We start from the raw sequence: 18,231 nt of genomic DNA on the forward strand, positions 1-18,231 counted from the left end.
CATTATCTGAGATGCAAATGTTTCGGCTGGCGATTTGCCCGGCCGCCCTGATTCAGTGGAGCTTAACAGCCAAACAGCAGTGAAGGGAGATGGCCGTGGCAAAGACACTGGCCGAGAAAGTCTGGGACGCGCACGTGGTGCGCAAAGGCGACGGCGAAGGAGCCAACGCCCAGCCCGACCTTCTCTTCATCGACCTGCATCTGGTCCATGAGGTGACCTCACCGCAGGCATTTGAGGGCCTGCGGCTGGCGGGGCGGAAGCTGCGGCGTCCGGACCTCACTATTGCCACCGAGGACCATAACACTCCCACGCTGGACATCGACAAGCCCATCGCCGACCTGACCAGCCGCACCCAGATCCAGACGCTGCGGAACAACTGCGCGGAATTCGGCGTCCGGCTGCATTCGCTCGGAGACGCCGAACAGGGCATCGTCCACGTCGTCGGTCCGCAGCTGGGCCTGACCCAGCCCGGCATGACCGTGGTCTGCGGCGACTCGCACACCTCCACGCACGGGGCGTTCGGCGCCCTCGCAATGGGCATCGGCACGTCCGAGGTGGAGCATGTCATGGCCACGCAGACCCTGTCGCTGAAGCCGTTCAAGACCATGGCCATCAACGTCGAGGGCACACTGCGTCCGGGCGTGACAGCCAAGGACATCATCCTTGCCGTAATCGCCAAGATCGGCACCGGCGGCGGCCAGGGCTACGTCCTGGAATACCGCGGCTCAGCCATCAGGGCACTGTCCATGGATGCGCGGATGACCATCTGCAACATGTCCATCGAAGCCGGGGCCCGTGCCGGCCTCGTCGCGCCGGACCAGACCACCTACGACTACATGCATGGCCGCCCGCACGCCCCGCAGGGCGCAGAGTGGGACGCCGCCGTCGAGTACTGGAACACCCTGCGCACCGACGACGACGCGGCCTTCGACGTCGAAGTGGACCTGGACGCCGACACCCTCGAGCCGTTCGTCACCTGGGGGACCAACCCGGGCCAGGGCGTTTCGCTTTCGTCCTCGGTTCCGTCCCCGGAGGACTTCGGTGACGAGAACGCCAAGGCTGCCGCAGAGCGCGCCCTGCAGTACATGGGCCTGACCGCCGGTACGCCGATGAAGGACATCCGGGTGGACACCGTCTTCCTGGGCTCCTGCACGAATTCGCGGATGGAGGACCTGCGCGCCGCCGCCGACATCGTCCGCGGCCGCCAGAAAGACCCGAACATCCGCATGCTGGTGGTTCCCGGTTCGGCGCGCGTCCGGCTGGAGGCCGAGGCCGAGGGCCTCGACAAGGTCTTTAAGGACTTCGGCGCCGAGTGGCGCTTCGCCGGCTGCTCCATGTGCCTCGGCATGAACCCGGACCAGCTGGAGGTGGGGGAGCGCTGCGCCTCAACCTCGAACCGGAACTTCGAGGGCCGCCAGGGCAAGGGCGGCCGCACTCACCTCGTCTCGCCGGTGGTGGCAGCAGCCACGGCCATCCGCGGCACCCTGAGCTCGCCGTCGGACCTTGACCCGGCCCCAGAATCCGCCGCCATCCGCATCGACGCAGCCTAGGAGACCGCCATGGAAAAATTCACCACCCACACGGGCATCGGCGTCCCGCTGCGCCAGAGCAACGTTGACACGGACCAGATCATTCCGGCCGTCTACCTCAAGCGGATCACCCGGACCGGCTTTGAGGACGCGCTCTTCTCCGCCTGGCGCAAGGACCCCTCCTTCATCCTGAACCAGGCGCCGTTCAACGCCGGTTCCGTCCTGGTCGCCGGGCCGGACTTCGGCACCGGATCGTCCCGCGAGCACGCCGTCTGGGCGCTGAAGGACTACGGCTTCAAAACCGTCCTGTCCTCCCGGTTCGCCGACATCTTCCGCGGCAACTCCGGCAAGCAGGGCCTGCTGGCAGCCGAACTGGCCCAGGACGACATCGAGCTGATCTGGAAAGAGCTCGAGAACGCCCCCGGCACCGAAGTCACCGTTGACCTGCTGTCCAAGACAGTGGTCTGCGGCAACATCGTGGCACCGTTCGAGATCGACGATTACACCCGCTGGCGCCTGCTCGAAGGCCTCGACGACATCGGCCTGACGCTCCAGCACGAAGAGGACATCACCGCCTACGAGGCCACCCGCCCCGCCTTCAAGCCGAAGACTCTCCCGGCCCGGCTTTCCTAAGGCCAGCTAAGGCAACGCGGGGTCATTTACTGCCCATCCCAAGCCCTGGGAGGGGCTTTAAATGACCCCGCGTTGCTTCTGTCGTGACGGGCAGGACGGACCAAGCAAAGAACGGCGCCGGGCACGCCGTATTTCGGTTCGGTAACGCGACCTCCTATGCTTAGCTGGAGCCTTTGCAAGGACTTGGGGGCGAGTAATCGTAAGGAAACCGGTATATGAGTAGTGTTCTGACAATCCGCGGCGGAGTCCCGCTTACAGGCCGCGTCACCGTCCGCGGGGCCAAGAATCTTGTCCCCAAGGCCATGGTGGCGGCGTTGCTGGGCAACGAACCCTCGGTGTTGCGGAACGTTCCGGAGATCAAGGACGTGGAGGTCGTCACCTCCCTCCTGCAGCTGCACGGGGTGACCGTGGCGAAGGATCCCGTCAACGGTGACCTGACGCTCGATCCCAAGGCGGCCAAGACCGCCCCCAGCACCGCCATCGACGCCCACGCCGGCGACTCCAGGATTCCGATCCTGCTCTGCGGACCGCTGATCCACGCCATCGGCGAGGCCTTCATTCCTGACCTCGGCGGCTGCAAAATCGGCGACCGGCCCATCGACTACCACCTCAACGTGCTGCGCCAGTTCGGTGCGGTCGTGGAAAAACGCCCCGGCGGTATCCACATCTCCGCGCCCAAGGGACTGCACGGGGCCAAGATCTCCCTGCCCTATCCCTCCGTGGGAGCCACCGAGCAGGTCCTGCTGAGTGCTACCCGGGCCGAAGGCATCACCGAGCTCTCAGGTGCTGCCACGGAACCGGAAATCATCGACCTCATCGCCGTGCTGCAGAAGATGGGCGCCATCATCAGCGTCCAGACGGACCGCACCATCCGCATCGAAGGTGTCCGCGACCTCGGCGGCTACAACCACCGCGCGCTCTCGGACCGCAACGAATCGGCGTCGTGGGCATCGGCGGCGCTCGTAACCCGCGGTGACATCTTTGTTGAAGGTGCCTCGCAGCGCGACATGATGACCTTCCTCAACACCTACCGGAAGGTGGGCGGTGGCATGGACATCGGCGAGGACGGCATCCGCTTCTACCACCGGGGCGGCAAGCTCAACCCGCTGGTACTTGAAACCGACGTGCACCCCGGCTTCATGACCGACTGGCAGCAGCCGCTCGTGGTGGCCCTCACCCAGGCTGAAGGCGTGTCGATTGTGCACGAGACCGTCTACGAGAACCGCTTCGGCTTCACCGACGCGCTGATCCGGATGGGAGCCAGCATCCAGGTGCACCGCGAATGCCTGGGCAGCGTGCCGTGCCGTTTCGGCCAGCGCAACTTCCTCCATTCCGCCGTCATCTCCGGACCCACCCAGCTCAAGGGCACCGACATTGACGTCCCGGACCTCCGCGGCGGCTTCAGCCACCTCATCGCGGCCCTCGCGGCCACCGGCACGTCCCGCGTGACCGGGATCGATATCATCAACCGCGGCTACGAACGGTTCACGGAAAAGCTGGCAGGCCTCGGCGCCGATTTCGACATCACCACGGCAAAGTAGCGGGGGCCACGTGAAGGAATCGGCCAAGAGCCAGGCCACGTTTGTGGTTGTTGCCGGCATTGTGCGGCCGGTGATGAACCTGCTGATGAACAAGAAGTGGGAGGGCACGGACCGGCTGCCCGCGGGCGGCTTCATCGCAGCACCCAACCACTGCACCGAGATCGACCCGCTCATCGTGGGCCACCTGCTCTATAACCACAAGCGTGCTCCCCACTTCCTGGCGAAGGCCGGACTCTTTAAAGTGCCCGTGCTGGGCTGGGTCCTGCGGGCTACGAAGCAGGTCCCCGTGGAACGGTCGACGGCGGGAGCCAACCGCTCGCTGCAGGTCGCCCAGGAGATTGTCGCTGAGGGCGGGGCCATCATCATCTACCCGGAAGGCACCCTGACAAGGGACCCGGACCTGTGGCCGATGAAAGGCCACACCGGTGCAGCCAGGCTCGCGCTCGAGGGCGGCATTCCCGTCGTGCCGATTGCGCACTGGGGCGCCCACGAGGTCTTCCCGCGCTACGCCAAGCGGTTCCACATCTTTCCGCGCAAGACGTCCCGGGTTGTGGTTGGCGATCCGGTGGACCTCAGCCCCTACATGGGCCGCCCACTGGACAAGGCGACCCTGACGGCGGCCACCGACGCGATCATGGACGCCGTCACCGCCTTGTTGGCAGGCATCCGGAACGAAGAGCCACCCGCCGAGCGCTGGGATCCCGCCAAACACAACCAAGCAAAGCACGGCCGTTTTGTTGAACGGGGGCAGCAGGCAGCAGCTCCCGATGCTGCTGCCGGAACCGCAGGTGCGGCCGACAGCCAGCCCGGCGACGAGGCGGACGCCACGTGACGGTTGCAGGACTCCGCCCCGGTTCGGCCCGCTCCGTTGCTGTCCTTGGGGCCGGTTCCTGGGGGACCACCTTCGCCAAGATCCTGGCCGACGCCGCCATCGCCGCAGGCGACGAACGGCAGATCCGCGTGTGGGGCCGGCGCCCCGAAGTGGTGGAGCAGATCAACACCATCCACCGGAACATCCAGTACCTGAAAGACATTGCCCTGCCGGAGAGCATCACCGCGTCCACGGATGTGGAAGAGGTGCTGGCAGGGGCAGACCTCGTGGTTTTGGCCGTACCGGCCCAGTCGCTGCGGCTCCAGCTCCGCGAGTGGAAGCCGCTGATCGACCCGCAGGCCACGGTGGTGTCCCTGATGAAGGGGCTGGAGCTCGATACCGACGCCCGGATGAGCGAGGTCATCAGCCAGGAGCTCGGGATCCCCGCCGACCGCATTGCGGTGGTGTCGGGTCCCAACCTGGCCATGGAAATTGCGCGCGAGGAGCCGACGGCGTCAGTGGTGGCCTGTACCGATCCGGAGGCTGCCGGCTGGATCGCGCGGACCTGCACTGCGCCCTATTTCCGTCCCTACACCACGGCCGATGTCGTGGGGGTGGAGATCGGCGGCATCGTCAAGAACGTCATCGCCCTCGCCGTGGGTATCTGCGAGGGCAAGCAGATGGGCGACAACACCAAGGCCTCCGTGATCACCAGGGGCCTGGCTGAAACCTCTCGGCTGGCACTTGCCCTCGGCGGCGAGGCGCAGACCATGGCCGGCCTCGCCGGCCTCGGCGACCTGGTGGCGACTTGCTCCTCGCCGCTGTCCCGCAACCACACCGCGGGCCGGCTGCTGGGGCAGGGGCTGACACTCGACGAAGTGGCCCAGAAAATGACCCAGACCGCCGAAGGGATCAAGTCCGGCCAGGCCGTGCACGAACTGGCAGGCAAGCTCGGCGTCGAAATGCCCATTACCGCAGCAGTTGTGGCCGTCCTGGCCGGCAAACTGTCCGTTGACCAACTCGGGCCGCTGTTGCTGGCCCGGGAACTGAAACCTGAAGGCGATTACTGACGATGTCCGAAGACAACCTAACCGCAGCGGCCCCGTCCACCGCACCAAAGCCGCGGGTGGCCGTGCTGTTCGGCGGCCGGTCCAGCGAACATGCGGTGAGCTGCGTGACCGCCGCCGGCGTGCTTGGCGCCATCAACAAGGACAAATACGAGGTCATCCCCATCGGCATCGCCAAGTCGGGCCAGTGGGTTCTGGCGTCGGGGGACACCGCCCAGTGGTCACTGTCCGCGTCGGCGCTGCCGGAGGTCCCGCCGTCGTCCGAAACTGTGACGCTCGCGGAGATCGGCGGCGAGCACCAGCTCATCGTTGCCGCGCCCAACGAAGTGCCCCAGGAGCTGGGAACCGTCGACGTCGTATTCCCGCTCCTGCATGGTCCGTTTGGTGAGGACGGCACCATCCAGGGCCTGCTGGAACTTTCCGACACCCGCTACGTTGGCGCCGGGGTCCTGGCCTCTGCGGTAGGCATGGACAAGCACTTCATGAAAGTGGTCTTTGAGGCGGCAGGACTCCACGTGGGACCGTACATTGCGGTCACCGACCGGCAATGGCTCACAGACGCTGAATCGGTCCGGAAGCAGGTGGACCGCCTCGGCTTCCCCGTGTTCGTGAAGCCCGCACGCGCAGGATCGTCCATGGGAATCTCCAAGGTGGACTCGCTGGAGGGCCTGGACGCCGCCGTCGAGGAAGCCCGCCTCCATGACCTCAAGCTGGTCATCGAAGCCGGCATCGTGGGACGGGAAATCGAATGCGCCGTCCTGGAAGGGCGCGGGACGGCAGCGCCCCGGACCTCCATGCCCGGTGAGATTTCCGTGGCCGGTGGCGGCCATGAGTTCTACGACTTCAACGCGAAATATGTTGAGGACGACGCCGCCGCGCTGAGCTGCCCGGCTGACATCCCCGAAGAAGCGATCGCCCGTGTCCGTGAGCTGGCCGCCGCGGCGTTCGATGCTGTGGGGGCGGAGGGACTGAGCCGCGTCGACTTCTTCTACACCCCTGAGGGTGAGCTGATCATCAACGAGATCAACACCATGCCAGGCTTCACCCCGAAGAGCATGTACCCCCAGATGTGGGCGGCATCCGGGCTGGACTACGCAGACCTCATTGACGAACTCATCTACCTGGCGCTGAACCGGAAGACCGGGCTGCGCTGACGGTTGGGGTGGTGGAACCTGTCGGGACCTACTGGGTGGACGGCAGGTTCTGCAGCTCTTCCTGGCCGACGCAGTTCCCCGTGGCGGGGATCTTCGCGGCAGCCGCCGACAGGTCGGCAAGGACCGTCGCTGAGCTGATGTTCTCGGGGTCCATCAGGATTTCGGTGGCCGGTTCCCGGCCAAAGGTGGTCAGGGTGTAGACCGGGTTGCCTTCCTTGATGACCCAGTCGATGCCGTTCACACTGACGCAGCGGTCTGTGGTGGGTCCCGGGACGTTGACGCCGCAGCGCAGGATGACCTTGGACGGGTCGCCCCACGCAGCCGTGGCCTGGCTGTTGGTTTTCCGCAGGCCCGCGTCCCCGATCGCATCGGGCAGGGCCACCATCATCGGCGCGCAGGCGGGGTTGGCCGCATCCTGAGCCGCCGAGACGTCCACCACGGGCGAACACGCGGTCAGGGCCAGCGCCGCCAGCAGGCCGGCGGCGGAGGCAGCTACCTTTGACAGTCCCGCTGCCCGGATTGGCAGGGAAATAACAGCTGAGGGAGCATGGCGCATGCCACCCATCATCTCTATTTGGCGATGCCGGCGCCAATCCGCGGGCATGAAGCACTTGCTCCTTCCCTGCGGAGCCCACCCCGGTGGCTGCCGGGGCGCCCACGGTGACTGGCGGCGTCTTCGCCTTCCGCCGGTGTCAGTCAGCAGGGCTGCCGGGCTATAAAATGCTGACCAAATGACGAAAATAATCGACGCTGACGTCGCACGCCGAACCGTCTCGAAGGGGGTGAACTCCGTTTGGGTGACTGCGGCGGCTCAAGGGCTAAAACCCGTCGCTTGGGCTGGTGCAGTGGTGGTCCTTGCCCTGTTGACCTGGGAACGCCTCCCTGCCATGACACGCCGGACGGTATGGGCTGAGGACGGCGGTGTGTTCCTTCGGGATGTGCTCAGCAACGGCCCCCTGCGCAGCATTGCGCTGCCCTACGATGGATGCCTCCACGTTTTGCCGCGTGCGTTGGCCAGCGTGGCGCACGCAGTGGTGCCACTCCAGGGATACGCGGTGGCAATGTCGCTGATGAGCTGCCTCGTGGTGGCGCTCATTTCTGTCGCTGTCTTCCACCTTTCCCGCAGCGTCTCCGAGTCCGTGCCGGTACGGCTGATGATCGCAGCTATCCCAGTGCTGCTGCCTATAGGTCCGGAGGAAGTACTTGGCAATGCCGCAAACCTGCACTGGTACCTCCTGTGGCTCGCACCGTGGCTGCTGCTGTATAAACCCAAGTCGCCGCTCGTGGGCGGGACGATGTTTATAGTGGCCTTCGTTACTGCTGCCAGTGAGATCATCACTGGCATGTTCCTGCCCCTGGCCATCTTGGCGGCGATCCGGCGTCGCAATTTCGCAGCACCGGCGGGACTGCTTCTGGGCATCTTCCTGCAGGTTCTGACAACGATGAACAACCCTCGCTTCACCGGACCGGCACCCTCCGATGTTGCGGACGGCTGGTCCGTCTTTTTGGGTTTTGGATTATTGCCGATCGGCTCAATCTGGTACCCCGACAGCCGGACCCTGACTTCGAACATCGTCACGTTCGGGGCATGGTCCCTGCTCATCCCCGTACTCCTGGTCCTCGGGCTGCTTGCCTACACCGTTATTGCAGGTCGACGCGACCTGAAGATCGCCGCCGTAGGCGCCTTCGTAGCCTCCTGGATCTGTTGGATCGCGTCCGTCGTGCTGAGCGGCAACATCATGTTTACCTATGCCAGGTTCGTGCAGGCCGATTGGGCCGGGTTCGGCTACATGCGCTATGCGGCCGCACCCGCGATGTTCCTTCTCCTGCTGTTCCCGCTCGCTGCGGCGGCCGCACTTGAACGGCAGCGGATATCCCGCAGCGCTTCGGCACTGGTGGCTGGTTTTTTCCTGATCTTCCTCATGGCCAGTTACTTCCCGGCGACGACGTTTCGCCAAGAGGGCCCTGCCTGGGCGACAGGTGTGGATTCGGCCCGGCTCGCATGTCAAAGTGATCCGGCCCTGCCCAGCGCAGCAGTGGTGGTTGCACCTGAGATCTGGAAGTTTGCCCAGGTTCAGATTCCCTGCCAGGACTTACGCGGAGATTCAAAATAACGGCTAGGCCAACCACACACCGTTGAGTGGTTATATTTCGCCGGGCTGGGATCCGGATGTTCCCTGCGCCCTTCCGGTCAGGCCCGGAGCGTCACGACTCATTGAGCCAGTGCCGGGGGCCGTGCATTGTCAGATCCGGGCGGTAGCGTAGGGGGGTGCCTGAAATTCCCTTGCCAGAAAAAACGCTGACGGTCGCCGGGCTGTCCGAATCCGATCTGCTGGCCCGGATCTTTCCCCGGCTGGAGCTGGACAGCCGCCATTCCGCAGCCACGTTGCTGGGGCCGGGGGACGACGCCGCGATCATTGCCGCGCCGGACGGACGGACGGTCATCAGCATCGACACCCAGGTGCAGGACCAGGACTTCCGGCTCCAGTGGCCCAGCGGGTACCGCTCCACCGGCTTTGACGTGGGCTGGAAAGCTGCTGCGCAGAACCTCAGTGACATCAATGCCATGGGAGCCACGGCCACGTCCATGGTGGTCAGCCTCACCCTCCCGCCGGACACACCGGTCAGCTGGGTGGAGGACCTTGCTGACGGCCTGACGGCCGGCATCCGGGGCCTGGGCGCCAAGGACTGTTCCGTGGCCGGCGGCGATCTTGGCCGGGGCCGGGAAATATCTGTCAGCGTCGCGGTGCTGGGAACGCTCAGCGGCGGAACGCCCGTGCTCAGGTCCGGAGCCCGCCCGGGAGACGTGCTGGCGCTCGCGGGAACCGTGGGACGTGCAGCAGCGGGGCTCGCCCTTCTGGAATCGGACTCAGCGGATGACTCGCTTAGCCCGGAACAGCGGAAACTTGTAGCCCTGCAGTGCAGGCCGTGGCCGCCGCTTGCCGCCGGTCCGCTGGCCCGGGCTGGCGGTGCAACGGCAATGCTGGACATCTCGGACGGACTGCTCCGCGACGGCACCCGGCTCGCACGTTCCAGCAGCATCACCCTTGACCTGGATCCGCAGACGCTCAAGCGGCTGGCCGAAGGGCTGGAACCGGCGTCGGACCTGCTCAACACCGACCCCCTGGGCTGGGTGCTGGCCGGGGGAGAGGACCACGGGCTTCTTGCCACATTCCCTCCCGGCATTCAGCTGCCTCCCGGATTCACTGCGATAGGCTCAGTACAGGCCACGGGAGATAGCGAAAGCCCGGGCATCACAATTGCGGGCCACGCCGCGGACACCGGGGGATGGGATCACTTTGCAGACTAAGGTTGCCGCCAACGCGCAAGCGATGAAGCGATGGTTGGGCAAAGCTGAAACGGCCCTCGGCAACCACAGCGACCGCCTCAACGCAATCAATATCTTCCCCGTGGCAGACGGCGATACCGGCACCAACCTTTACCTCACCGTCCGCGCGGCAACCCAGGCGCTCCACGGCCACGGACCAGGCGGCGCCAGCCACAGTGGGGACCCGCGCCAGCCTGACGCCGCGCAAACAGACGTCGGAGCAGTTTTGGCGGCAGCCGGCCAGGCAGCCATGGAACAGGCCAGGGGCAACTCCGGCACACTTTTCGCCGTCTTCCTGTGCGCCGCCGCGGAGCCACTGGCAGGCCATACCCGGCTGACGTCCACCCTGCTCGCCGCGGCGCTCAACCGGGCCCAGATCAGGGCCTGGTCCGCGTTGAGCGACCCCGTCCCGGGCACCATGCTCTCCGTCATGGAAGCTGCTGCCCGTGCCGTTGCCGCGGTTGATGCCGGGCAGAACGGTGACGACAGCAACCATGCCCTGGGCCTGTCGCTGGACGCCGCGGTTGAGGGTGCCCTGGCCGCAGTCATCCGCACCGAGGGCCAACTGGACGCGCTGCAGGCAGCGCACGTCGTGGACGCCGGCGGCGTGGGGATGCTGCTCATCCTGGACTGCCTCCGCTCCGCCGTCCTGGGTGAGGAACTCCAAAGCGAACTCCTGGACGGGCTGCACGGCTACGATGTCCAGGACCCGCACATCCACACCAGCATGCCTGACGACGACGGCGTTGAAGTCATGTGCACCATCAGCCTCTCGCCCCTCAACGCTGCCACCCTGCGGCAGCGGCTGGACGAAATCGGCGAGTCCGTCATCATGAGCCAGGTGGGCACCGCCGCTGAGGCTGACGGCAACTACCGCTGGCGGGTCCACGTCCATGTTCCGGACGCCGAGCCCGCCGTCAGGCTCATCCGATCTTTGGGCGAACCCATGCAGATCACGGTCAGTGAACTCGCCCTGCCCCGCGACCCCCAAGCCGACCCGGTGAACTCCAGTGGGCATGAGCGCTGAACTCGACCTGGACCTCGGACGCCTGGTCGGCAAACGCTCCGCCGGCGTCATCGCGAAACACCTTGGCCTGACCACCGTCGGTGCCCTGCTGAACTACTTTCCGCGCCGATACCTGGACCGGGGTGAACTGACGCCCATCAGCGAGGTCCCGCTGGATGAGGACGTCACCCTGATAGCCAGGGTCGTGTCCAACAGCACCCGTACCATGAAGGCACGCCGCGGCACCATCACCGATGTCGTGATTTCCGACGACGACGGGACGCCGGGGCTCCGGATGGTCGGCGGCAGCGACTACCGCGGCAAAGTCCCCGGGACGCTCAAAGTCAGCTTCTTCAACGGCTACCGCGCCAAGGCTGAGCTCCTGCAGGGGCGGCGCGCGCTGTTCTCCGGCAAGGTCACACGCTATGGGGGCATGCTTGGACTCACGAACCCGGATTTCCTGTTGCTGGACGAGGACCCCTTCGTCCAGGGCAAGGATCCGGAGTCCCTCGCCCTGATGCCCATCCCGGTGTACCCGGCCACGGGCAAGCTCACCAGCTGGGCCATCCAGAAGGTCGTCGAGGCGCTGCTCCAAACGGCCGACCTCGACGCGCTGCCGGACCCGGTGCCTCCCGCTGTCGCCGCACGCGAAAACTTCCTGCCGGTCGCTGAGGCTTACCGGCTGATCCACGCCCCGGAGTCGACGGCGGACTGGCAGCGTGCCCGGGACCGCTTCCGTTACCAGGAAGCCCTGGTCCTGCAGGCGGCGCTCGCCCGGCGCCGGGCCCAGCTGGCCGCTGAGGAAGCCACCGCGCGGCGCCCGGTGGCGGACGGCCTGCTGGCTGCCTTCGACCGGCAACTGCCGTTCACCCTGACCGCCGGCCAGGCCGCCATTGGCAAGACGCTCTCCGCCGAGCTCGCGCAGGACGGCCCCATGAACAGGCTGCTGCAGGGCGAGGTGGGCTCGGGGAAGACGGTCGTGGCGCTCCGGGCCATGCTGCAGGTAGTGGACGCCGGGGGCCAGGCGGCCCTGTTGGCGCCCACGGAAGTCCTCGCCGCCCAGCACTTCGAATCCATCCGGCGCACCCTGGGCCCGCTGTCCCGCGACGGGCTGCTGGGCGGATTCGGCAACGAGGCCGTCCAGGTGACCCTCCTGACCGGATCCATGTCCACGGCCGCCCGCAAGCAGGCCCTGCTGGATGCCGCCTCGGGAACGGCCGGGATCGTGATCGGCACGCACGCCCTGCTCAGTGGCAACGTGTCCTTCTACGACCTCGGCCTGATCGTGGTGGACGAGCAGCACAGGTTCGGCGTTGAACAGCGGGATGCCCTGCGGGCGAAGGCAAGCAAACCCCCGCACCTGCTGGTCATGACTGCCACACCGATTCCCCGGACCGTGGCAATGACGGTTTTCGGAGACCTTGAAACGTCCGTGCTTGATGAGCTGCCTGCGGGCAGGGCCCCGATTTCCACGCATGTGGTGGGTCTCGCCGAGAACCCTGGCTGGGCCGGCCGCATCTGGTCCCGTTCGCGGGAGGAGATCGAGGCCGGACACCAGGTTTATATCGTCTGCCCAAAGATCGGAACCGACGACGACGGCGACTTCAGCCCTGGCGAAACGGAACCAACCGCGGCGGACCTGGAGGAGAACGGCGCGGCCCGCGAACTCGCGTCGGTGACGGCCGTCGTCGAGCAGCTCCAGCAGGAGCCGGCCCTGGCCGGTGTGCCGTTGGCTCCGCTACACGGCCGCCAGGACCCCGCGGTCAAGTCCGCGGCCATGGCGGACTTCACGGCCAACCGCACCAAACTCCTGGTCTCCACCACAGTCATCGAGGTGGGCGTTGATGTCCACAACGCAACCCTTATGGTCATCCTCGACGCCGACCGTTTTGGTATTTCCCAGCTCCACCAGCTCCGTGGGCGCGTCGGCCGCGGCGGCCATCCCGGTACCTGCCTGCTGGTGACCACCCTGGAGCCCGGCCATCCGAGCCGCCGCCGGCTGGACGCCGTGGCCTCCACCACCGACGGGTTTGAACTCTCGCAGGAAGACCTGAAGCTGAGGCGTGAAGGGGACATCCTGGGCGCCTCACAGTCAGGCGGCCGTTCCACCCTGAAACTCCTCAGGGTGCTGGAGCACGAGGACATCATCGCCAGGGCACGGGAAGACGCCCAGAAGATCGTGGGTTCGGACCCCACCCTGCAGCAGCATCCGCAGCTGGCACAAGCCATCGATGGATACCTCAATCCCGAAAAGGAGGCGTTCCTTGAACGCGGATAACGTGGCGCGAGCCGGCACAGCGGCACGGTACGGGAGGTGCCCGGCATGAGCAGGATCATCGCGGGAGCCGCCGGCGGCACCCCGTTGGCCAGTGTGCCGGGATCGCTGACGCGGCCCACCACGGACCGGGTCAAGGAAGCACTGTTTTCGCGGCTGGACGCCTTCGACGTCATCTCCGGCGCGCGGGTCCTGGACCTGTACGCGGGGTCGGGGTCGCTCGGTGTGGAGAGCGGCAGCAGGGGCGCGGGCACCGTTGACCTCGTCGAATTCGATGCCAAGGCCAGCGGCGTGTGCCAGCGCAACGCGGACCTGGTCAACGGCGTGGTGGGGCGGAAGGTCGTCACGGTGCACCGCTCCAAGGTGGAGTCGTTCCTGGAACGGGCCTCACTGGATGCCAGCTGGGACCTTGTCTTCATGGATCCCCCGTATCCGCTGGATGAGCCCGCCCTGTCCGCCGTGCTGGCCAAACTCAACGCACATCTTGCACCGGCCGCCGTCGTGGTGGTTGAGCGGTCGTCGCGTTCGCCGGAACCGGCGTGGCCCGAGGCCTTGGAACGGTTCGCGGAGAAGAAGTACGGCGAGACGCGGCTTTGGTTCGCCGAGCCGTCCGTTCCGGACGCTGTCCAGGCCGACGAGGCCGTTGACGAACAGGCTGAAGCGGCGGGCAGCAACTAACGGCGTCGGCCGACGTCAGCCCGCCAGTGCGTCCAGGTCGACGCCTGCCAGCACCCTGGCCGGATGCGGTCCCCGTGCTGTCAGTTCAACTGACCAGCTGCCCGGCCACGGGACCTGTGTTCCCGTGAGGATGATGTTGCCCGGATAGCGCCCGTCGAACATCCCCGCTTCCGCGAAGGCGGCGACGTCCGCCATTGCCCGGCGCAACGCAGCGGCCTGGCTGCGCACCAGGGTGAGTCCAGGCTCGTCCCCGACATTCACGATCAGTATCCCGTTCGCCGTGAGACGGGCGCGGGCCTCCTGGTAGAACTCCGTGCACGCGATGTGGCCTGGAGCGTCGGGACCAGAGAAGATGTCCAGGATCACGACGTCGAACCGCAGTTCCGGAGCCAGGCCGGCGAGGGCGTCACGGGCGTCTCCGATCACCGGATGCAGGTCCGTCCCCTCAGGCAAAGGCAGCTGTTGAAGCACGAAGTCCAGCAGTTCGCGCTCCAGCTCGACGGCGTACTGGACCGATCCTGGTCTCGTCGCCTGGATGTAGCGGGCCAGGGTGAGGGCGCCAGCCCCGAGGTGGAGCGCCCTGATCGGCTGCCCTTCCGGAGCCGCGAGGTCCACCAAGTGGCCGATGCGGCGCAGGTATTCGTAGAAGATCTCCTCGGGGTGCGCCACGTTGACGTGGGACTGTTCGGCGCCGCCGATGCTAAGGATGTACGCGCCGTCAATGAGGTCGTCGGTCTCAATGGCGGCATGCTGGCCGCTGGTCCGCAGGAACCTGCTTGCCGCGTTCCTGCCGTCTGCCGGCATCACAGTTTCCCGCGGAGGCCGGCAAGGCGGCCGGCAGCCTCTTCCAGGACTTCCACCTTTTTGCAGAACGCGAACCGGAGCAAACTGCGCGTCCGCTCGGCGCCGTGGGGATGGCAGAACACGGGAACGGGGATCGCGGCCACCCCTACGAGGGCGGGAAGCCGGCGGGCCAGGTCCACGGAGTCGCTGATCCCCAGCGGGGCGGTGTCCACGTTCACGAAGTACGTGCCCTGCGGCGTGAAGACGTCGAAACCTGCCGCGCGGAGCCCTTCGCTGAGGATGTCGCGCTTGTGCCGCAGGGTGGCGGCAACTCCGGCGTAGAAGTCATCGGGGAGGGCGAGGGCGGTGGCGATGGCGGACTGGAACGGTGTCCCCGAACTGTACGTCAGGAACTGCTTCACGGTGCGGATGGCCGACACCAGGTGCTCCGGTCCGGTCAGCCAGCCGATTTTCCACCCCGTGAAGGAAAAGGTCTTGCCTGCCGACGAAATGGTCACGGTCCGCTCCGCGGCCCCCGGCAGCGTGGCCACCGGAATGTGGCTTACGCCAAAGGTCAGGTGCTCGTACACCTCGTCGGTGATGATGAGGCAGTCGTGCTTCCCGGCAAGGTCAACGACGCGCTGAAGTACTTCCCGCGGGAAGACAGCGCCCGTGGGATTGTGCGGGTTGTTGAGCAGCACCACCTTGGTGCGGCCGCTGAAGGCGGATTCAAGCGCTTCCATGTCGGGAAGGAAGTCCGGGGCAAGCAGCGGGGCCGTGACGTGGGTGGCTCCTGAGAGCCCGATGATGGCGCCGTAGGAGTCATAGAAGGGTTCAAACGTCAGGACTTCGTCGCCGGGACCGGTCAGGGCCAGCAGCGAAGCGGCGATGCCCTCCGTGGCTCCCGTCGTGATGATGACCTCAGCCTGCGGGTCCGGGGCCAGCCCATAGAACCGTTCCTGGTGGGCCGCGACGGCCTCGCGGAGTTCCAGGATGCCCTTGCCGGGTGCGTACTGGTTGGCGCCTGCGGCGATGGCTGCCTGGGCGGCCGCCCTGACCTCCGCCGGTCCGTCTTCATCCGGGAAACCCTGGCCAAGGTTGATGGCGTCGGTCTGCAGCGCCAGAGTGGTCATCTCTTCAAAAATGGTGACCCCCAGTCCGCCGTCCTGCCCGAGCAGGTTGGCTCCGAGGGCTGCGCGCTGCCACGGAGCAGGTGCGGTGGGCGTAAAAAGGTCCCGTGGTGGATGCATGCAGTCATGGTATCCCGGCGTCCGGATGCGGTAGGTTCGGAGCATGAGACGCGCTGTCTGCCCAGGATCCTTTGACCCCATCCACAACGGCCATCTCGAGGTCATCGCACGGGCGGCCGGCCTCTTCGACGAGGTGATCGTGGCCGTGTCCACCAACTATGCGAAGAAGTACAGGTTCAGCCTGGGTGACCGGATCGACATGGCCAGGGAGACCCTCGCATCCCTGAAAGGGATCGTGGTGGAACCCGTTGGGGAGGGCCTGCTGGCAGAGTATTGCCGCCAGCGCGGAGTCTCCGCGATTGTCAAAGGACTCCGGTCCTCATCCGATTTCGACTACGAACTGCCCATGGCCACCATGAACCGCCAGCTCAGCGGTGTGGAAACCGTCTTCCTGCCCGCCGAGGCGCATTACCTGCACCTTTCCTCCACCCTCATCAAGGAAGTTGCCGGTTTGGGCGGCAGTGTCTCGGACTACGTGCCCCGTTCAGTGCAAAAAAGACTGCTGGCTGGCGAGTCTTCGTCCGAATAGCCGCCGAGAGGGTAGGCTAGTCCGGTACTCGGCGGCCTTCGGTGGCCTGGTTTGAGTCCAAACCGGACTTCAGGCTAAGATGGTACGTCGGTCATATGTTCAACAGGAGTTCTCATTAAGCGAGATGCTAGTTCGCCCTTGGCGTTCGACGTCAAGGACCTCGGGCGCAGCCCGGGAAGCATGCGGACACTGACGGAACATGTACCCGCACCAGGTGATCTTGGTGTGGCGCTCATTGGCGTTCAGGAAGGCTCGGATATCGAGCTGGATCTGAGGCTTGAGGCCGTACACGAAGGAATTCTGGTATCAGGAACCGCAATCGCTGCAGTAACGGGTGAGTGCGGCCGATGCCTGGATCCCCTTGCGTATGACCTTGAGGTCAATGTGCAAGAACTTTTCTTCTATGAAGGCGTCCTGCTTTCGGATGAGGAAGACGATGAAGAGCAACGTCGAGTCGAGCACGATCTGATCGATCTTGAACCGGTGTTGCGGGACGCAGTTGTCACTATGCTGCCGTTCCAGCCGGTGTGCCGGGAAGACTGCCAGGGCCTTTGTTCCGAATGCGGAGCTCGCCTGGAAGACGAGCCGGGGCACCACCACGAGGTCTTGGATCCTCGCTGGGCTGCCCTAGCTGAAATGGCTAAGCCTGACCGGCAAAATTGATTTGTACGTGTTTGTCTAGAGAGAAATGAGTTAGCCGTGGCTGTTCCCAAGCGGAAAATGTCTCGCTCGAATACCCGCGCCCGCCGCTCCCAGTGGAAGGCAACTGCCCCCCACCTGGTGAAGACCGTAGAGAACGGCCAGGTTACTTACAGCCTGCCGCACCAGGCAAAGGTCGTTACCGACTCGGCTGGCACTGCGCTGTTCCTTGAGTACAAGGGCCGCAAGGTCGCAGACGTCTAATTGGCCATTCAGGCTGAGATGATGTCTTCAACTGAAGAGCTTCTGAAGCGTCTCGGTGTCTCAATTGACGCCGGGACGCTTCGTCTTGCTCTCACACACCGTTCCTACGCCTACGAAAACGGCGGAATCCCCACCAACGAGCGGCTCGAATTCCTGGGTGACTCCATCCTGGGCTTCTCCGTGACGGATGCCCTGTACCGGGACAATCCCTCCCTGCCCGAAGGTGACCTCGCGAAGCGGCGGTCCGCCGTAGTCAGCACCCGTGCCCTTGCCGGCATCGGCCGAAGCCTTGGCATTGGCGACTACATTTACCTGGGCCAGGGCGAAAAGCTCACGGAGGGCAAGAACAAGGCCTCCATCCTCGCGGACACCATGGAAGCACTGATCGGTGCCACCTACGTCTCCAACGACATCGAAACCGCCCGCCAGCTGGTCATGCGGCTGATTGGACCGCTCCTGAAGGACGCAGCCGCCCTCGGCGCCGGGACGGACTGGAAGACCAGCATCCAGGAACTGGCGGCCAGCAGGCAGCTCGGCAGCATCCACTACGTGGTGGAAGGATCCGGGCCGGACCACGCCCGCACGTTTACGGCCGTCCTGGAGATCGGCGGCAGCGCCTACGGCAAAGGCTCCGGCCACTCCAAGAAGGAAGCGGAGCAGGAAGCCGCAGCGGACGCCTGGCGCGTGCTCTCGGGGGCTCCCCGTGCAGCGGCCGCGGACGACTCCGCCGCCGCCTACTAGGCT

At 65.7% G+C, this 18,231-nt stretch carries 18 protein-coding genes; 15 read left to right on the top strand and 3 right to left on the bottom strand.

Annotated features, from left to right (window positions below):
* The first annotated feature begins 95 nt into the window (after positions 1-95).
* The 6 genes from leuC (at position 96) to J2X42_RS03090 (ending at position 6,735) form a co-directional block, all read left to right on the top strand.
* Positions 96-1,550, top strand: a complete 1,455-nt coding sequence (leuC, locus tag J2X42_RS03065) for a 3-isopropylmalate dehydratase large subunit (RefSeq protein ID WP_310161998.1) — start codon at positions 96-98, stop codon at positions 1,548-1,550.
* A gap of 9 nt (positions 1,551-1,559) precedes the next feature.
* A complete protein-coding gene (leuD, locus tag J2X42_RS03070; protein WP_310161999.1) occupies positions 1,560-2,162 on the top strand; it encodes a 3-isopropylmalate dehydratase small subunit in 603 nt (200 codons plus the stop codon).
* Positions 2,163-2,377: 215 nt separating this feature from the next.
* Positions 2,378-3,703, top strand: a complete 1,326-nt coding sequence (gene murA / locus J2X42_RS03075) for a UDP-N-acetylglucosamine 1-carboxyvinyltransferase (RefSeq protein WP_131131769.1) — start codon at positions 2,378-2,380, stop codon at positions 3,701-3,703.
* A 10-nt stretch (positions 3,704-3,713) separates the two neighbouring features.
* Positions 3,714-4,535 (top strand): lysophospholipid acyltransferase family protein, encoded by an 822-nt coding sequence (locus J2X42_RS03080; RefSeq protein WP_310162002.1) that lies wholly within the window; start codon positions 3,714-3,716, stop codon positions 4,533-4,535.
* A complete protein-coding gene (locus tag J2X42_RS03085; RefSeq protein ID WP_310162004.1) occupies positions 4,532-5,584 on the top strand; it encodes an NAD(P)H-dependent glycerol-3-phosphate dehydrogenase in 1,053 nt (350 codons plus the stop codon). The genes J2X42_RS03080 and J2X42_RS03085 overlap by 4 nt, the downstream gene beginning before the upstream one ends.
* Before the next feature lie 2 nt (positions 5,585-5,586).
* Complete coding sequence (locus J2X42_RS03090) at positions 5,587-6,735, top strand: D-alanine--D-alanine ligase family protein (RefSeq protein WP_310162005.1); 1,149 nt, start codon at positions 5,587-5,589, stop codon at positions 6,733-6,735.
* A 28-nt stretch (positions 6,736-6,763) separates the two neighbouring features.
* On the opposite strand, the gene J2X42_RS03095 is transcribed toward J2X42_RS03090, so the two are convergent.
* A complete protein-coding gene (locus tag J2X42_RS03095; RefSeq protein ID WP_310162007.1) occupies positions 6,764-7,291 on the bottom strand; it encodes a DUF3515 domain-containing protein in 528 nt (175 codons plus the stop codon).
* Positions 7,292-7,466: 175 nt separating this feature from the next.
* On the opposite strand from J2X42_RS03095, the gene J2X42_RS03100 reads away from it, so the two are divergent.
* The 5 genes from J2X42_RS03100 (at position 7,467) to rsmD (ending at position 14,022) form a co-directional block, all read left to right on the top strand.
* Positions 7,467-8,849 carry a hypothetical protein gene (locus J2X42_RS03100; protein WP_310162010.1) on the top strand — a complete coding sequence of 461 codons (1,383 nt, stop codon included), beginning with the start codon at positions 7,467-7,469 and terminating at the stop codon, positions 8,847-8,849.
* 155 nt (positions 8,850-9,004) lie between these two features.
* On the top strand, positions 9,005-10,045 hold the full coding sequence (locus J2X42_RS03105; protein ID WP_310162011.1) for a thiamine-phosphate kinase: 1,041 nt from the start codon (positions 9,005-9,007) through the stop codon (positions 10,043-10,045).
* 22 nt (positions 10,046-10,067) lie between these two features.
* The gene (locus tag J2X42_RS03110; protein WP_310162012.1) at positions 10,068-11,090 is read left to right on the top strand and encodes a DAK2 domain-containing protein; all 1,023 of its coding nucleotides are present in this window, start codon (positions 10,068-10,070) and stop codon (positions 11,088-11,090) included.
* The gene (locus J2X42_RS03115) at positions 11,080-13,347 is read left to right on the top strand and encodes an ATP-dependent DNA helicase RecG (RefSeq protein WP_310162013.1); all 2,268 of its coding nucleotides are present in this window, start codon (positions 11,080-11,082) and stop codon (positions 13,345-13,347) included. Before J2X42_RS03110 ends, J2X42_RS03115 begins: the two co-directional genes overlap by 11 nt.
* Before the next feature lie 45 nt (positions 13,348-13,392).
* Positions 13,393-14,022: a 16S rRNA (guanine(966)-N(2))-methyltransferase RsmD gene (rsmD, locus tag J2X42_RS03120; protein ID WP_310162016.1), complete on the top strand. Its 630-nt coding sequence runs from the start codon at positions 13,393-13,395 to the stop codon at positions 14,020-14,022.
* A gap of 15 nt (positions 14,023-14,037) precedes the next feature.
* Here rsmD and J2X42_RS03125 read toward each other — a convergent pair whose 3' ends face one another.
* Together J2X42_RS03125 and J2X42_RS03130 are read right to left on the bottom strand one after the other, a co-directional pair.
* Positions 14,038-14,826: a fused MFS/spermidine synthase gene (locus tag J2X42_RS03125; protein WP_310162018.1), complete on the bottom strand. Its 789-nt coding sequence runs from the start codon at positions 14,824-14,826 to the stop codon at positions 14,038-14,040.
* The gene (locus tag J2X42_RS03130) at positions 14,826-16,055 is read right to left on the bottom strand and encodes an aminotransferase class I/II-fold pyridoxal phosphate-dependent enzyme (RefSeq protein WP_310162021.1); all 1,230 of its coding nucleotides are present in this window, start codon (positions 16,053-16,055) and stop codon (positions 14,826-14,828) included. The genes J2X42_RS03125 and J2X42_RS03130 overlap by 1 nt, the downstream gene beginning before the upstream one ends.
* A 43-nt stretch (positions 16,056-16,098) precedes the next feature.
* Between J2X42_RS03130 and coaD the strand changes: the two genes are divergently transcribed.
* The 4 genes from coaD (at position 16,099) to rnc (ending at position 18,228) form a co-directional block, all read left to right on the top strand.
* Positions 16,099-16,584: a pantetheine-phosphate adenylyltransferase gene (gene coaD, locus J2X42_RS03135; RefSeq protein ID WP_131131778.1), complete on the top strand. Its 486-nt coding sequence runs from the start codon at positions 16,099-16,101 to the stop codon at positions 16,582-16,584.
* Positions 16,585-16,722: 138 nt separating this feature from the next.
* On the top strand, positions 16,723-17,247 hold the full coding sequence (locus J2X42_RS03140) for a YceD family protein (RefSeq protein WP_310162023.1): 525 nt from the start codon (positions 16,723-16,725) through the stop codon (positions 17,245-17,247).
* A 36-nt stretch (positions 17,248-17,283) separates the two neighbouring features.
* The gene (gene rpmF, locus J2X42_RS03145; protein WP_009356569.1) at positions 17,284-17,487 is read left to right on the top strand and encodes a 50S ribosomal protein L32; all 204 of its coding nucleotides are present in this window, start codon (positions 17,284-17,286) and stop codon (positions 17,485-17,487) included.
* 21 nt (positions 17,488-17,508) lie between these two features.
* On the top strand, positions 17,509-18,228 hold the full coding sequence (rnc, locus tag J2X42_RS03150) for a ribonuclease III (protein WP_310162026.1): 720 nt from the start codon (positions 17,509-17,511) through the stop codon (positions 18,226-18,228).
* Positions 18,229-18,231: the final 3 nt, after the last annotated feature.

The sequence above is a fragment of the Arthrobacter sp. BE255 genome (genome assembly GCF_031457335.1).
Classification (GTDB): Bacteria; Actinomycetota; Actinomycetes; order Actinomycetales; family Micrococcaceae; genus Arthrobacter.

What these genes read in the sequence shown, in the direction of transcription:
- J2X42_RS03095 (WP_310162007.1), bottom strand. Translation starts at nt 7,291, where the DNA reads ATGCGCCATGCTCCCTCAGCTGTTATTTCCCTGCCAATCCGGGCAGCG.
- murA (WP_131131769.1), top strand. Translation starts at nt 2,378, where the DNA reads ATGAGTAGTGTTCTGACAATCCGCGGCGGAGTCCCGCTTACAGGCCGC.
- J2X42_RS03090 (WP_310162005.1), top strand. Translation starts at nt 5,587, where the DNA reads ATGTCCGAAGACAACCTAACCGCAGCGGCCCCGTCCACCGCACCAAAG.
- J2X42_RS03100 (WP_310162010.1), top strand. Translation starts at nt 7,467, where the DNA reads ATGACGAAAATAATCGACGCTGACGTCGCACGCCGAACCGTCTCGAAG.
- leuD (WP_310161999.1), top strand. Translation starts at nt 1,560, where the DNA reads ATGGAAAAATTCACCACCCACACGGGCATCGGCGTCCCGCTGCGCCAG.
- rnc (WP_310162026.1), top strand. Translation starts at nt 17,509, where the DNA reads ATGTCTTCAACTGAAGAGCTTCTGAAGCGTCTCGGTGTCTCAATTGAC.
- coaD (WP_131131778.1), top strand. Translation starts at nt 16,099, where the DNA reads ATGAGACGCGCTGTCTGCCCAGGATCCTTTGACCCCATCCACAACGGC.
- J2X42_RS03130 (WP_310162021.1), bottom strand. Translation starts at nt 16,055, where the DNA reads ATGCATCCACCACGGGACCTTTTTACGCCCACCGCACCTGCTCCGTGG.
- J2X42_RS03115 (WP_310162013.1), top strand. Translation starts at nt 11,080, where the DNA reads ATGAGCGCTGAACTCGACCTGGACCTCGGACGCCTGGTCGGCAAACGC.
- rsmD (WP_310162016.1), top strand. Translation starts at nt 13,393, where the DNA reads ATGAGCAGGATCATCGCGGGAGCCGCCGGCGGCACCCCGTTGGCCAGT.
- J2X42_RS03125 (WP_310162018.1), bottom strand. Translation starts at nt 14,826, where the DNA reads ATGCCGGCAGACGGCAGGAACGCGGCAAGCAGGTTCCTGCGGACCAGC.
- J2X42_RS03110 (WP_310162012.1), top strand. Translation starts at nt 10,068, where the DNA reads ATGAAGCGATGGTTGGGCAAAGCTGAAACGGCCCTCGGCAACCACAGC.